Annotated in this window: 13 protein-coding genes; 7 read left to right on the top strand and 6 right to left on the bottom strand. The window is 31.5% G+C overall.

The features are described 5' to 3' along the window. Positions 1 to 22: 22 nt before the first annotated feature. Both ABMY20_RS05820 and ABMY20_RS05815 read right to left on the bottom strand, forming a co-directional pair. The gene (locus ABMY20_RS05820; protein WP_349264833.1) at positions 23 to 1,201 is read right to left on the bottom strand and encodes an aspartate aminotransferase family protein; all 1,179 of its coding nucleotides are present in this window, start codon (positions 1,199 to 1,201) and stop codon (positions 23 to 25) included. A 5-nt stretch (positions 1,202 to 1,206) separates the two neighbouring features. After that, complete coding sequence (locus ABMY20_RS05815; protein ID WP_349264832.1) at positions 1,207 to 2,847, bottom strand: OstA-like protein; 1,641 nt, start codon at positions 2,845 to 2,847, stop codon at positions 1,207 to 1,209. A 138-nt stretch (positions 2,848 to 2,985) separates the two neighbouring features. Here ABMY20_RS05815 and ABMY20_RS05810 point away from each other — a divergent pair, with 138 nt between their 5' ends. The 4 genes from ABMY20_RS05810 to ABMY20_RS05795 all read left to right on the top strand — a co-directional run bounded on the left by ABMY20_RS05810 (position 2,986) and on the right by ABMY20_RS05795 (position 7,532). Beyond that, positions 2,986 to 4,416 (top strand): aspartate aminotransferase family protein, encoded by a 1,431-nt coding sequence (locus tag ABMY20_RS05810; protein ID WP_349264831.1) that lies wholly within the window; start codon positions 2,986 to 2,988, stop codon positions 4,414 to 4,416. A gap of 139 nt (positions 4,417 to 4,555) precedes the next feature. Further along, the gene (nirK, locus tag ABMY20_RS05805; protein ID WP_349264830.1) at positions 4,556 to 6,010 is read left to right on the top strand and encodes a copper-containing nitrite reductase; all 1,455 of its coding nucleotides are present in this window, start codon (positions 4,556 to 4,558) and stop codon (positions 6,008 to 6,010) included. Between the two features lie 83 nt (positions 6,011 to 6,093). Then, positions 6,094 to 6,816, top strand: coding sequence for a formylglycine-generating enzyme family protein (locus tag ABMY20_RS05800; RefSeq protein ID WP_349264927.1), 723 nt, complete (start codon positions 6,094 to 6,096; stop codon positions 6,814 to 6,816). Beyond that, positions 6,813 to 7,532 (top strand): SCO family protein, encoded by a 720-nt coding sequence (locus tag ABMY20_RS05795; protein ID WP_349264829.1) that lies wholly within the window; start codon positions 6,813 to 6,815, stop codon positions 7,530 to 7,532. The genes ABMY20_RS05800 and ABMY20_RS05795 overlap by 4 nt, the downstream gene beginning before the upstream one ends. A 57-nt stretch (positions 7,533 to 7,589) precedes the next feature. On the opposite strand, the gene ABMY20_RS05790 is transcribed toward ABMY20_RS05795, so the two are convergent. The 4 genes from ABMY20_RS05790 to ABMY20_RS05775 form a co-directional block, all read right to left on the bottom strand. After that, on the bottom strand, positions 7,590 to 8,123 hold the full coding sequence (locus ABMY20_RS05790; protein WP_253056687.1) for a DUF1572 family protein: 534 nt from the start codon (positions 8,121 to 8,123) through the stop codon (positions 7,590 to 7,592). Positions 8,124 to 8,156: 33 nt separating this feature from the next. Beyond that, positions 8,157 to 9,428: an adenylosuccinate synthase gene (locus ABMY20_RS05785; RefSeq protein ID WP_047788907.1), complete on the bottom strand. Its 1,272-nt coding sequence runs from the start codon at positions 9,426 to 9,428 to the stop codon at positions 8,157 to 8,159. Between the two features lie 25 nt (positions 9,429 to 9,453). Continuing rightward, on the bottom strand, positions 9,454 to 9,903 hold the full coding sequence (locus ABMY20_RS05780; protein ID WP_047788906.1) for a transcriptional repressor: 450 nt from the start codon (positions 9,901 to 9,903) through the stop codon (positions 9,454 to 9,456). 75 nt (positions 9,904 to 9,978) lie between these two features. Continuing rightward, positions 9,979 to 12,195 carry a bifunctional (p)ppGpp synthetase/guanosine-3',5'-bis(diphosphate) 3'-pyrophosphohydrolase gene (locus ABMY20_RS05775; protein WP_047788905.1) on the bottom strand — a complete coding sequence of 739 codons (2,217 nt, stop codon included), beginning with the start codon at positions 12,193 to 12,195 and terminating at the stop codon, positions 9,979 to 9,981. Between the two features lie 507 nt (positions 12,196 to 12,702). Here ABMY20_RS05775 and ABMY20_RS05770 point away from each other — a divergent pair. The 3 genes from ABMY20_RS05770 to ABMY20_RS05760 all read left to right on the top strand — a co-directional run bounded on the left by ABMY20_RS05770 (position 12,703) and on the right by ABMY20_RS05760 (position 15,157). Continuing rightward, positions 12,703 to 13,263 carry a sigma-70 family RNA polymerase sigma factor gene (locus tag ABMY20_RS05770; RefSeq protein ID WP_073184150.1) on the top strand — a complete coding sequence of 187 codons (561 nt, stop codon included), beginning with the start codon at positions 12,703 to 12,705 and terminating at the stop codon, positions 13,261 to 13,263. After that, positions 13,250 to 14,029, top strand: a complete 780-nt coding sequence (locus ABMY20_RS05765; RefSeq protein WP_349264828.1) for a hypothetical protein — start codon at positions 13,250 to 13,252, stop codon at positions 14,027 to 14,029. The genes ABMY20_RS05770 and ABMY20_RS05765 overlap by 14 nt, the downstream gene beginning before the upstream one ends. Positions 14,030 to 14,095: 66 nt before the next feature. Next, complete coding sequence (locus ABMY20_RS05760; protein WP_349264827.1) at positions 14,096 to 15,157, top strand: hypothetical protein; 1,062 nt, start codon at positions 14,096 to 14,098, stop codon at positions 15,155 to 15,157. Positions 15,158 to 15,159: the final 2 nt, after the last annotated feature.

Genomic DNA, 15,159 nt, shown 5'->3' with positions numbered 1-15,159 from the left:
AGGGTGTTGAATTATTGATAAACTACAATTTGTCTAATTCACTCAATATAAGATCACATCCTTTTTTTAGTTCTTCATCAGAAATGGTGAGTGGAGGCGTAATACGAATGGCTTTACCTTCAAAAAGTAACCAGAATAAAATTAGCCCTTTATCTAAACAGTTTAAAATTACTTGTGAGGCAGCTTCAGGAGTATCTACTAATAAAGCAAGCATCAATCCTTTTCCTCTAATTTCTTTAACTACAGGATGATTCTTAAAGGCATCGCGAATAATTTTTTCTTTTCGTAAGGCTTCTTCCATTAAGTTAGAAGAAGTGATTTCTTGTACGGTTGCCAATCCAGCACTCGCAATTACTGGATGTCCGCCAAACGTAGTAATATGCCCTAATTTTGGGTGTTCTTTTAAACAGTTCATTATTTCAAAAGAAGCAATAAAAGCTCCGATTGGCATTCCACCACCTAAACCTTTTCCTGTAATAATAATATCAGGGGTAACATTGTAATTTTCAAATCCCCAAAAGGTTCCTGTACGTCCGATTCCTGATTGGATTTCATCCAAAATTAATAAGGCACCAACTTCATCACAACGTTGTTTTACTTTTACTAAGTAATCATTTTTAGGTTCGATAAATCCTGCACCTCCTTGAATGGTTTCTAGGATAACACCCGCTGTTTTAGAGGTGATTTTTTCTAAGTCTTGTTCGTTGTTGTATTCAATAAACTTACTTCCTGGAATTAACGGACGAAATGCTCGGTTTTGTTGTTCAGCACCGCAAACACTCATAGCACCTTGTGTATTTCCATGATACGCATTTTTAGCCGCAATAACTTCACTTCTGCCTGTAAAACGTTTGGCTAATTTTAAAGCACCTTCGGTAGCTTCGGTACCAGAATTTACTAGATAAACAGATGATAGGTTAGGAGGTAAGGTAGCAGCTAAAGCTTTACACAATTCTAATTGTGGTTTTTGAATAAATTCTCCATACACCATTACATGTGTATAATGCTCTAATTGATTTTTTATAGCTTCATTTACCTTAGGGTGGTTATGTCCTAAACTATTTGCAGAAACTCCTGCAACAAAATCTAACATCGCTTTTCCGTTGCTATCATAAATATAACTTCCTTTGGCGTGTGAAATTTCAATAGCTAAAGGATGTGGGGTTGTTTGTCCTTGGTATTTAAAAAAATCGTCTTTCACAGAAATTATTTTAATTTTTTAAGATTAGGCTTTTTTTGTTCTTTCTTGTTTTTTGAAGTTTCTTCGATAAACATTTCCTTAGCTTCTTTTACAACATCAGGTTGTTTTTTTCTTTTTGAAGGAACAGTAGAAGTAGTGTCTTTTATAAAAATATCTTCCACAGTTAAGGGTTGTTCATCTCCTCGCCATAAAAAGCCTTTGAATTTTTTTTCGTCAGAAGGGAATTCAGAAGGAGGAAAAGTTTTTCCTTCAGATTTTTTAAAGTATTTAGTTTGTATTATTTCTCCATCTTCTAAAATAAATTCAATATCACTTGCTATTTCTTTGGTAATTGTTTCTAATTCTTGTGTTTTTTCGTTGTTACTGTAGTATAAAGATTCTGCATTACCCTTAACTAACATTGTTCTTAATTCTCCTTTTTCAAACTTACCATAAATATTTCTTCCTTTAATTTGATTAAAGTTTTCTGTATGAACGGAGTCTTGTTGAATCATAAAACCATTTTGTAATACTTTTAAAGAGTCAAGTTTATTTGTTTCTTTATTAGATACTAACTGAATGCTGTCTCCTGTAATTTGACTTTTATTAGACCATAATATGGGATTTTTAAACATTCTGGTTAATCCCGTTTCTTGACTACTGTGAATAGAGTCGCATTTTCCTTGTAAATCGGACTTGAATATTTTTACATTGTTAAAAATTCTAGCAATACGTTTTTCTGGTTTACCAGTAAGTAAAATTTTATCGCCCGCAACATGCATAGAGTCTTTTTCAAATACAGAAATAGCAACAGCTCTATCAATTATAAATAAAGAATCTTTGAGTTCGTATAATTCAGCATAATTTCCTTTTGCTACCATATTTTGAACGGTATCAACTACTTTTATATTGTTGGTTGCAGAAGCAAAACCGTTACGTTTATCATAGTACAAACTATCGGCAGAAACGGTTCGTTCTTTTAAAAATAATTTTGCACGTTTTACAAAGTATGAAATATCGGTATTCGTATCGTAAAAACCTCTTTCAGAATATACTTTAGTGCTATCTTTTAAATTAGTAATGGTACTTGGCCCGTATAAATAAGCTAAGTTAGTATTGGTATAATAATCTAAATGGTTAGACTCTAAATGATTTTCAGGGTTTACAACTGTTACTTTTGTTTTGGCAGTAAACTTTTTTTCTCTTAATAGATAAGTTCCTTTTACACTTTTTAGAGTGTTTTTTGTATCACGAATAGTTCCTCCGTTTGGGTAGTATAATACTTGGTTGATTCTGTCAAAATGAAGCGTATCAGTTTTTAACGTCATTTCTTTATCATTAATTTCTACGTTTCCCCAAGATTTTGCCTTTTTTGTATTTCCATTATAAGTAGCAAAATCACTGTATTGAATAATACTATCTCCTTGTTCAATAATTACTTCACCAATGGCCTTAAATAAGTTTTTGTCTTTGTAAAGTAGAGCTCTTTTACAATCTAAAGTAGCTCCTTCGTGTGACATTTTAACTTTTCCTATAAGTATAGTAGCTCCAGGGTACTTGCTTTCATCGGCAGTACTTAGTTCGGTAGAAAGGATTTTGATTTTTTTTGTTTGAGAAAAACTTACAACAGAAAATAATATAAAAGTTAGTAGAAATAGTTTTTTCAAAATAATACGATTTAATGCACAAAAATAATGAAAAGAATATGCCAAAATCTTAATAAAGAAATAAAATTATCAAGATAAATAAAAGGCTGTCATTTAGTAAATGGTTAATTTTGTAGCAAATTAAAAAATTATAAAGATATGAGCGCTCATTTTGATTTATCAAAAGAAGAGATGAAGTCTTACGGATATAAAATTGTAGATATAATTGCAGAACATTGGGCTACTTTAGAGCAAAAAAAGCCTGTTGCTAGTGCTTCTAGAAAAGAAATGGATAGTATTTTCTTACAAGAAGCACCAAACGAAGGAATGTCTGCTGAAAAGGTACTAGATTTTGTGATGGATAATGTAATACCAAACAGTACAGTTATTTCTCACCCTAAAGCATATTCATTTGTACCTGGACCTAGTAACTTTATTAGTACTATGGCTGATAGTTTAGCTACTGGATTCAATATTTTTTCTGGTGGATGGATGGTTTCTCCAGCAGCAGCTGAGTTAGAAATTGTAACAATGAACTGGTTACTAAAAATGTATAATTTCCCTGTTGAAAAAGGAGGAGGAATTTTTACCAGTGGTGGTTCTATGGCAAACTTAACAGCTTTGGTTACCGCGAGACGTTTAAAGTGTGGTGATGATTTTTCTAAAGCGGTGATTTATTTGTCTGATCAGGCACACTCTTCAAATATTAAAGCAATTCGTGTTTTAGGGTTTAAAAAAGAGCAAATTCGAATTTTACCAACAGATTTAGAGTTTAGAATTAGTATTAACAAATTAAAAAATGCTATAGCAAAAGACCGACTAGAAGGGTTGCAACCATTTTGTTACATCGCTTCTGCGGGAACCACCAACACAGGTACTGTAGATCCTTTAAATGAAATAGCTGACATTTGTGAAGAGGAAGATTTATGGTTCCATATTGATGGAGCTTATGGTGGAGCCGCTATTTTAGCTGAAAAAGGAGCAAAAGCTCTACGAGGAATTGAAAGAGCTGACTCTCTTACTGTAGATCCGCATAAATGGTTTTACCAACCTTATGAAATTGGTTGCTTATTAGTAAAAGATGCTTCTTGGTTAAGTGGTACTTTTAGTGAAAAACCAGAATATTTACGCGATATTGAAGGAAATGAATCTGAGATTAACTTTTACGATTACGGAATTCAGTTAACAAGACGTTTTAGAGCCTTAAAGTTTTATATGTCTATTAAAACATATGGATTAGATGCTTTTAAAGAAGCTGTTACTTACAACATCCAATTAGCTGATAATGTAGAAAAGATGCTGCGTAAAAGTAGAAACTGGGAAATTATTTCACCAGCCACCTTGGCAGTAATTAATTTTAGATATAACCCTATTGGATCAAACCTATCAGAAAAAGAAATTGATGAATTAAATCAGAAAATTTCTCAAAAGATAATGGAATCAAGAGAAGCGTTTTTAGTAACTACAATATTAAATAAGCAAGTAGTACTTAGAATGTGTCTGATAAACCCAAAAACAACCATGGATGATGTGAAAGAAACCTTGGAGTTGTGTCATCAATTTGGTAAAGAAATTTTAAAAGAAAAATAGATTAAAAGGAGCTCTAAGCTCCTTTTTTTGTTTTTATGATAAAAATCATATTTCAAAAGCTTTTCTCTTAGTAGCTTTGTTTGTATAAAAGATAAAAAAGTCTTTTATAAGATTATTAATAACTACATCAATAGAAGAGATGAAACAAGTGAAAACAATTTCAATGGTTTTAGCAGCTATGTTTTTAATGGCAAGTTGTAAAAATGAAAAATCTGAAAGTATTGCAATGAAAAGTGCTTCAGATATAGCAGTTAAAGGAACGATAGAAGCAGAATTAACAGCTCCGCCTCATGTTCCAGCACCTGTTGGTAATAGATCAGCTAAAAAGTTACTGGTAAATATGGAAATTCTTGAAAAAGAAGGAACTATGACAGATGGTGTAGAATATGTGTACTGGACGTTTGGTGGTTCTGTTCCAGGTAGCTTTATAAGAACTAGAGTAGGAGATGAAGTAGAATTTACCTTATCTAATCACCCAGATAATAGATTACCTCATAATATTGATTTACATGCAGTAACAGGTCCAGGTGGGGGAGCAACTTCATCATTTGTAGCGCCTGGTCATGAAAAAACATTCTCATTTAAAACATTAAACCCTGGATTATATGTATATCACTGTGCTACTGCACCTGTAGGAATGCATATTGCGAACGGAATGTATGGTTTAATTTTAGTAGAGCCTGAAGGAGGTTTACCAAAAGTAGATAAGGAATACTATATTATGCAAGGAGATTTTTATACAAAAGGAGAAAACGGAGAACCTGGTTTACAGGCTTTTGATATGAGAAAAGCAGTAGACGAAGATGCAGATTATGTAGTGTTTAACGGAAGTGTAGGAGCTTTAACAGGAGATAATGCAATTACCGCTAATGTTGGCGAAACAGTACGTTTATTTGTAGGTAACGGAGGTCCTAACTTAACATCATCTTTCCATGTTATTGGTGAAATTTTTGACAATGTTCATGTTGAAGGTGGTTCTATGATTAACAAAGATGTACAAACAACTTCTATTCCGGCAGGAGGAGCTGCAATAGTGGATTTTAAGGTAGATGTTCCAGGTACTTTTATTTTAGTAGATCATGCTATTTTTAGAGCGTTTAATAAAGGTGCTTTAGGAATGTTAAAGGTAAAGGGAGAAGAAAGCAAAAAGATTTATTCAGGAGTAAAACAAGAAGGTATTTACAATCCAGAAGGAGGTACTATTCAAGAAATGCCAAATGGTAAAGAAGATAAAGCTGTAGCTTCTAAGCAAGAAAAATCTTTAGCGCAAAAAATAGCAGACGGTAAACAGATTTATACGAAAACGTGTTTTGCTTGTCACCAAGCTAATGGTGAAGGAATTCCAAATGCATTTCCTCCTTTAGCTAAATCAGATTATTTAAATGCTGATGTAAAGAGAGCTATAGATATTATTTTACATGGTAAAACAGGAGAAATTACAGTAAACGGTCAAAAATATAATAGTGTAATGACCAAGCAAGCGTTGAACGATCAAGAAGTAGCAGATGTACTAACCTATGTTTATAATTCTTGGGGCAATAATAAAACCAACGTTAGTGTAAATACTGTAATGGAAGTAAAAAGTACTCACTAAAATTGTAGTTAAACTCTAAATTATAAGAAATGAAAACTATTTTAAGATTGACAATTTGTATATTTTTCTTTGGCATTTCCAATATGAATTGTCAATCTAAAATGGTTCCTATTAAAGGTGGTAGTTATATTCCTTTGTACGGAAGAGATTCAGCAAGAGTAACGATTCAAGATTTTTTAATGGATGTATATCCTGTAACTAATGAAGATTTTTTACAATTTGTGAAAGAAAATCCAAAGTGGAGAAAATCTAAAGTAATTAAACTTTTTACAGATAAAAGTTACCTGATTAATTGGAAAAATGATACAGAAATAGGGGAGAAGGTTAACTTAAAATCACCTGTAACCAATGTTTCATGGTTTGCAGCAAAATGTTACTGTGAAAAGCAAGGAAAACGATTACCTACTGTAGATGAATGGGAATATGTGGGAATGGCAAATCAAAAACTATCAGATGCAAGAACTTTAAAAACGTATAATGAATACATTTTAAGTTGGTATGAAAAGCCAAGAACATTTAATAATGTTATAGGGTCAACATTTAAAAACTATTGGGGAGTGTATGATATGCATGGATTGGTTTGGGAATGGACCTCTGATTTTAATTCAGTATTGGTATCAGGAGAATCTAGAAAAGACGTTGACAATGATAGTAATTTGTTTTGTGGTAGTGCAGCAGTAGGATCAACAGATTTAATGAATTATGCAGCTTTTATGCGTTATGCTATCCGTGGAAGTTTAAAAGCTAAATACACAATGAGAAACTTAGGTTTTAGATGTGTAAAAGATAAAAATATAGCACAATGAAAGTAGTAAAATATATAACGATACTTCTTTTTTCAATTACTTTATTAAGTTCTTGTAAAAAAGAAAAAAGCAACACAAATTTAGTAACTACATATGAATGTCCTATGCTTTGTGAGGGAGATAAAATATATACAGAAGAAGGAAGTTGTCCGGTTTGTAAAATGGATTTAACACAGAAAGATAAAAAAGAGCCTAAAGAGTTAGCTTTAGCTACTGATATTTCTGAAAGTTCTATATTCAATTTAACATCAGAATGGAAAACCGAAGAGAATAAAACGATTCATTTAGAAGATTTAAGAGGGAAAACTTTGGTAATGGTTATGATTTATACTACGTGTAAAGCTGCTTGCCCCAGATTGGTTGCTGATATGCGTAATATTGAAGCTAAAATACCTAAAGTATATAACGAAGACTTACAATACGTTTTAATTAGTATTGACCCTAAAAATGATACCCCTGAACGATTAAAGGCCTTTGCGAAAGAAAACTTTATGGATGATGAGCATTGGACTTTTTTACAAGGTACAGAAGAATCTGTTAGAGAATTTGCCAATGTACTAGCTGTGAAATACAAACAAATTTCTCCATTAGATTTTTCACACTCAAATATCATCAGTGTATTTAATCCGGAAGGGGAGTTAGTGCACCAACAAGAAGGTTTAGGTGTAGATAATAAAGAAACTATAGCGAGTATTTTGGAAACAGTAAAAAATTAGTTGCCATAAACATGTTTCCTATTAAAAACGTCTTTTAAAAATTTAAAAGACGTTTTTTTATGAGTTGTTTTTTTCAAACTGAGCTTGTATAAACTCTTTAGATTTTCCTTTGGCAATAGAAGCTGTTTGCCATTTATCATTTAAAATCATTTTACCTACATAAGCTATTTGACCAATGTGATATGGAAAATGAGCTATTTGCCTCGTAATACTTTCAATTAACTTAACTTGTTTATTTCTGATAAGAATCGGTTGATTGAAGTTTTCCTCATTTAATGAATCTAAAGCAGCAAAAAGACAGTTCCAACCCTTTTCCCATTGAGAAATCAATTCTTTTTTTGATAAATCATGAGTTTCAAACTCAGCATCTCTATCTCTCCATTCTTTTTCTCCATCAGAAGTAAAAAAGTCCGTCCAACGCGACAACATATTTTCAGATACATGAACAATAATAGCAGCAATGCTGTTACTTTCTTCATTGTATTTCCAGTGTATGTCTTTTTCTTCTAATTGAGCAATCGTTTTATCAGCAACTTCTTTATACGATTTAAACTGGGTAGTGATATTCTCTAAGTATTCTTTTACCATCATAAAAAAGGAGCTCAATTGAGCTCCTCTAAATTTTTATCTATTAATTGTTTGTTTCCTATCAGGTCCTACTGAAACTATTTTTACAGGTACACCCGTTTCTTTTTCAATAAACGCGATGTAGTCTAATAAGTTTTGAGGTAAATCATCGGCAGAAGTCATTTTTGTTAAATCATCTTCCCAACCTTTGAATTCTGTATAGTTAACACTTACATTTTCTGGTTCAATATTATAAGGTAAGTGAGAAATTTCTTCTCCTTTATAGTTGTATGAAGTACAAACTTTTAAGGTATCGAAACCGGATAATACATCACCTTTCATCATCATTAATTGCGTAACACCGTTTACATCAACAGCATACTTTAAAGCAACTAGATCTAACCATCCACAACGACGAGCACGTCCTGTTGTAGCTCCAAATTCATGACCAACTTTCGCCATAGTAGCTCCATCTTCATCAAATAATTCAGTAGGGAAAGGTCCAGAGCCTACACGAGTAGTGTATGCTTTAAAAATACCGAAAACCTCACCAATTCTATTAGGAGCAACTCCTAAACCAGTACAAGCACCAGCAGCAGTGGTGTTTGAAGAGGTTACGAAAGGATATGTTCCAAAATCAATATCTAATAATGATCCTTGAGCTCCTTCAGCTAAAATAGTTTTTCCTTCTTTAATAGCGTTATTTAAAAACTCTTCAGAATCAATAAACTGTAATGTTTTTAATTTTTCAATTCCTCTAGAAAATTCAGCTTCTAACTCGTCTAAATCGTAATCGATTTGAACATCAAAGTATGCTAACATACTTAAATGCTTTTCAGTTAAAGCTCTATATTTCTCTTTCCAGTTATCTAATTCTAAATCACCAACACGCATTCCGTTTCTACCAGTTTTGTCCATATAAGTAGGTCCAATTCCTTTTAAAGTAGAACCGATTTTTGCTTTTCCTTTTGAAGTTTCAGAAGCTGCGTCTAATAATCGGTGAGTAGGTAAAATTAAATGTGCTTTACGAGAAATTAATAATTTAGATGTATAATCAATATTATGCTTATCTAAGTTTTCTAATTCTTTTTTAAAGATAACAGGGTCAATAACCACTCCGTTACCTACTACATTTAAAGCTGTTTTATGAAAAATTCCTGAAGGAATGGTGTGTAATACATGTTTGTTTCCATCAAAAATTAGTGTGTGACCAGCATTTGGACCTCCTTGAAAACGCGCGATTATATCGTAGTTTTTTGTTAAAACGTCTACAATCTTACCTTTTCCTTCATCTCCCCATTGTAGTCCGAGTAATAAATCTACTGCCATTTAGTGTGTTGTTAAGTGTTGTGTTTTATTTGTTGTTTCTTTTTGTTCCGTAGAAATAAAGTGAATGGTTGTGAATGTCTATATCGAAAACATCTTCAATTGTTTTTTTAATGATTTGAATTCTTGGGTCACAAAACTCTTTTACTTCACCACTATCTGTAAGTATTACGTGGTCGTGATTTTTATCGAAGTAACTTTTTTCGTAACGAGCCATTGATTGACCTTCAAACTGGTGTTTACGAACCAAACCACAGTCTAGCAACAAATCCATCGTATTATAAAGAGTAGCTCTACTAACACGATAGTTTTTGTTTTTCATTTTAATGTATAGAGATTCAATATCAAAATGTTCTTCAGCGTCATAAATTTCTTGCAAAATAGCATAGCGTTCTGGTGTTTTACGATGCTTGTTCTCTTCTAAAAAAGAAGTGAATACTTTTTTTACAATTTCTTGATTTTCGGCTGAATTACTCATTTATTTTTTAAATTTTACGAAAGGACAAATTTACGTTTATTTCTTGATAAAAAACAAGGATGTTAAAAACGAAATTTACAAAGTATTAACACGTTCAACTTTTTGAACGCCTTCTACTTGTTTCATGTTGTTAATTAATTTATCGAGTTGTGTCTTATTTTTTACACTTAATGATAGTTTTCCGTCAAATACACCGTTATCTCCAGATATATTAATACTATGTATAAATACATCCATGCTATTGGAAATAATTTTAGTAATATTATTTACTATTCCTTTATTGTCAATTCCCGAAAGGTGTAAAATGGCTGTAAATTCTTGCTTGGTGGAATCAATCCACTTTGCAGGCATAATTCTGTAAGCATAGTTTGATTGTAATGAAATAGCATTTGGGCAATCGTTTTTGTGCACTTTAATACCTTCATTAATAGTTACAAAACCAAAAACTTTATCACCAGGAATTGGAGAGCAGCATTTAGCCAAAGTATAATCTAATGTTTGTTCTTCTTTACCAAAAACAAGTGCATCGTATTTGTTTGTAACTTCTTCTTTTTCGGATATTTCTTTTGATGGAGAACGCCTAAATGTACTTTTAATAAAGCCCATGAAGCGATTACTTCTCTGAGCAACAAAGTCTTTAAGTTGTGTGTTGTCTATGGCTCCATTACCAACTCGATAGAATAAATCGAAGCTAGTTTTTAGCCCAAAATAACTTGCTAATTCATGAATAACCTTTTCACTGGAATTGATTTTTAAATGACGCAGTTTTCGTTGTAAAATAGCTTTTCCTTCTTCTGCTATTTTCTTTTCTTCTGCTTTTAAAGCTGATTTAATTTTAGCTCGTGCTCTTGCAGTAATAACAAAATCTAACCAGCGTACATTCGGTTTATTGTTAGAAGCGGTGAGTACTTCTACCTGATCTCCACTTTTTAACTCGTGACTTAAAGGAACCAGTTTCCCGTTTACTTTTGCCCCACGACATTTTAAACCAACATCGGTATGTACGGAAAAGGCAAAATCTAATGCAGAGGCTCCTTTTGGAAGTGATTTTAAATCTCCTTTAGGAGTAAATACATAAATTTCTTTAGCATAAAGATTAAGTTTAAAATCTTCGACAAAATCTACAGCATCTAAACTTTGATTTTCTAAACTTTCTTTTAAACGATTTAACCATCCTTCTAAACCATTTTCTTTAACAGCTCCTTGTTTATATTTAAAGTGGGCTGCATAACCTTTTTCGGCTATTTCATCCATTCTTTCAGAACGGATTTGAACTTCTACCCATTTAGCTTGGGGGCCAATTACAGTTATATGCAATGCTTCGTATCCAGTTGATTTTGGCTGAGAAATCCAATCTCTTAATCTGGCAGGATTTGGTTTAAAAAAGTCTGTAACGATAGAGTATATTTTCCAAGCATCAAACTTTTCATCGTCAGAAGTTGGTTTGTATATAATACGAATAGCAAATTTGTCGTACACTTCATCAAAAGTTACGTTTTGTTTACGCATTTTTCTACGGATAGAAAAAATAGATTTAAAACGTCCCTTTATTTCATAAGTAAATCCTTCTTTGTTTAAAGCTTCTTTTAAAACACTAGTAAAACTATCAATATATCTCTGTTGATCTTCTTTACTTTCTTTTATCTTGTTAGCAATATCTCTATATACATCAGGCTCTGTGTACTTTAAGCCAAGGTCTTCAAGTTCAGTTTTAATATTATAAAGTCCTAAACGATGTGCAAGAGGAGCATAAATATACAAGGTTTCAGAGGCTATCTTTACCTGTTTATGAGGCGGCATAGAATCCATAGTTTGCATATTATGTAACCTATCAGCAATTTTAATAAGTATTACCCTAACGTCATCATGTAATGTGAGTAACATTTTTCTAAAATTCTCTGCTTGGATAGAGTAGTCTTGCTCTTGTTTTAAGTTTGATATTTTAGTTAATCCGCTTACAATACGAGCAATGTTTTCTCCAAATAAGCGCTCCATATCATCCAAAGTATAATGCGTGTCCTCAACAACATCATGTAGTAGAGCAGCAGCAATAGATGTTGCACCTAAACCAATTTCATCTGCAACTATTTTTGCTACAGCTATAGGGTGATAAATATAAGGTTCTCCTGATTTTCTACGTTGTTCAGAATGTGCTTCTACAGCAATATCAAAAGCTTTGCGTATCAGTTTTTTATCGTCTTCTGATAATGTTTGATATGTACCTTTTAACAAATTTTTATATCTACTGGCTATTTCTTTATTTTCTTCTTCTATCGTCACATTATAACTCATACAATAAAACTCTTTTACTTAACTGGATTAAAATAAAAATAATATAAAGAATTATATTGAGCAAGTTTTATATACAAATGTTTTATATGAGCTCGTTACTTTTATATAAATTATAAAAACGAAAGAAATAATGATAATTTACTGGTTAAAAAAATAACGACTAACCAAGTAGTCATAGAGGTGTCTGATGGTTTTTCTAATAGCTTTCTTTTTCAAACCCTTATGATAATAATCTGGAAAGAGGCGGAGCAGATGTTAACATATAATAGACAGACATGACCTAAAAATATTTAGGGTTTTTCCTGTAAAAACATATAGATTTATAACATAACTTTATACTTTATTTAAAATTAAGTAACTACATAACAAGTCCCCCCGAAATATCATTATAAGATGATATTTGACCTCCGGTTAATAAAGTTCGGAGGTTTTTTTATTCTTCGGGCAACCTTTTTTCAAATCAGGTAGTCTTTATATTTGTAAGGCTACAAAAAAGTAACTATTGATTTGAAAATTATTTCATTACATAATAAAGAAGCATCACTTATAAAACAAGTAAAAAGACAAAGTAGAGAAGCTCAGCAACAAATATTTGAGCAGTATTCTCCAAAAATGTTAGGAGTTTGTAGACAGTATGTTAAAGATTTACATCATGCGGAAGATTTAATGCTACAAGGTTTTTTTAAAGTTTTTACGAATATTGAAAAATTTAAAGGAGAGGGAAGTTTTGAAGGTTGGATTCGTAGAATTATGGTAAATACTAGTATTAGTTATTTACGAAAAAAGAATCCAGTTCAAGTATCAGATGAAGACTTTGTTTTTAATGATGCTGCAACGGAAAGCCTTGAAAACACATCGGCAGAAGATATACAAAAGTTAATAGATGAGTTACCTGAAGGGTATAAGTTAGTTTTTAACTTATATGCTATTGAAGGATATAAGCATTCAGAAATAGCAGAAAAATTACAAATTTCTGAAAGTACCTCTAAGTCACAATTATTTAAAGCTCGTAAATATTTACAAGCTAGTTACGAGAAAATTAATCAAGTAAGAAATGTCAAGCAATAATATTGATAAACATATAGCAGAAAAGCTAAAGAACAGAGAGCTTAAGCCATCCAACTCAGCATGGGAAAGGTTAGAGACTCGTTTAGATAATCAGGAGGCAACAAAGAAAAGAAACTGGTTTTTATATATAGGTTATGCAGCTGGTTTAGCTTTATTAATAAGCTTTGTAGCTCTCTACTTTACAGGTTCAGATTCAAAAACGCTAATAGAAGAAGTTATAGTTAATACTTCAATAGATACACTAAAAATTAATAATAAAGGTATAGAGAAATTTATTAAGAACACAGATGAAGCTGTGGTGGAGTTAGAAGAAAAGAAGCAAGAGAAACAGATAAGAAAGAAGAAAAAGATTATAGTAATTAGGAGTTCTACCTTAAGAGAAGAAGAAAAAGTCTTTAAAAACATCCAAAATCAAGAATTACCAAGAGAAGAGGAGGTAGTAGCAAAGATGGATAAACCAATAGTAACAAAAAAGAAAGAATTTAATTCAAGAGTTAAAGTAAATAGTGATGATTTATTATTTTCAGTAACACATACTCCAAATGAAGTTAAAGAATATTATGCAAAGCATAAGTTGAAAAGAGAAGATGTGTTAAAAGCTATTGAAGATGAATTAAAAGAATCAAACTTAAAAATAGATCCTAGCATCATTTTAGCAGAAGTTGAGAGAACGATTGATGATGAAGAGTTTAAGGGAGACTTTATGCAAAAACTAAAATCAAGAATATCCGACATTGCGGTAGCGATTGTTGATAGAAATAAATAAAGCGCTTATTAATTATCGATAATTAACCATTCAAAATTATTATCAGTTTAATTTAAAATTACAGAAATGAAAAGAATACTATTATTAGTGTTGTTTGTAACGACTATTGCCCAATCTCAAGAAAAAGTATTTGAAAAAGAAGTAAAGAAAATATCAATGAGCATTGATAGTATTACTAAGCAGCAAAAAGACTCTTTAAAGATGAGAGTAAAAGAGATTAACACAAAATTAGAAAAGAATACAATATCGTTTGATGAAGCAACAGCATTAAAAAAAGAAGCAGCGGCTTATCACGCAGCTCAAATAGAGAAAAAAGTTAGTTTTGAAGAACAAAAACTACAACAACTTGTCCAAGACAAAATTGATGGTAAAATATTTAGTAGTGAAGAAAATTCAACCGAAAGTACTTTTAGTATAGCAGGAACTAAGTTTAAATTAGATTTTTCTAAAGAAGACATAGAAAAAGAAAAGAAAAGAAGAAAAAAAAGAACTACAACACAGTTTGTTTTTGCCTTAGGTGTAAATAATGCATTAACAAATAACAAGTTAAGTTCTTTAGATGATTCAGACTATAAATTTTGGCAATCACATTTTTACGAGTTAGGGTTTACTTGGAAAACACGTTTGTCAAAAGAACCTTCAAAAGCATATTTTAAATATGGTTTCTCTTTTCTATGGAATAATTTAAGAGCTAAAAGCAATCAATATCATATTGTAAATGGAAATGAAACAAACTTAAGTATTCATCCAGAGCAACTTTCAGAAAGTAGGTTACGACATGTACAAATGACATTTCCAATGCACTTAGAGTTTGATTTTTCAAAAAACAAAAAATATTCTGATGGAGAAATTGCAGATAGAACACATCAAAGCTTTCAGATAGGAGTAGGTGGTTTCTTGGGTTTTAAACTAGGAACTCGTCAATATTTAGAGTATAAAAATGCACAAGGAGTTACAGTTGAAGAAGTTCAGAAGAATAATTTTAATATGAATAAATATAACTATGGGTTAAGTGCTTATGTTGCTTACCAAGGAATTGGATTATATGCTAAATATGACTTAAATCCACTATTTAAAAATACTGACACTAGGAATATCTCATTAGGTCTTCGATTTGATATTAATTAATT

It is taken from the genome of Tenacibaculum sp. SSH1-16 (genome assembly GCF_040104435.1).
GTDB lineage: Bacteria > Bacteroidota > Bacteroidia > Flavobacteriales > Flavobacteriaceae > Polaribacter > Polaribacter mesophilus.
This window is presented reverse-complemented; position numbering and strand designations above follow the sequence as displayed.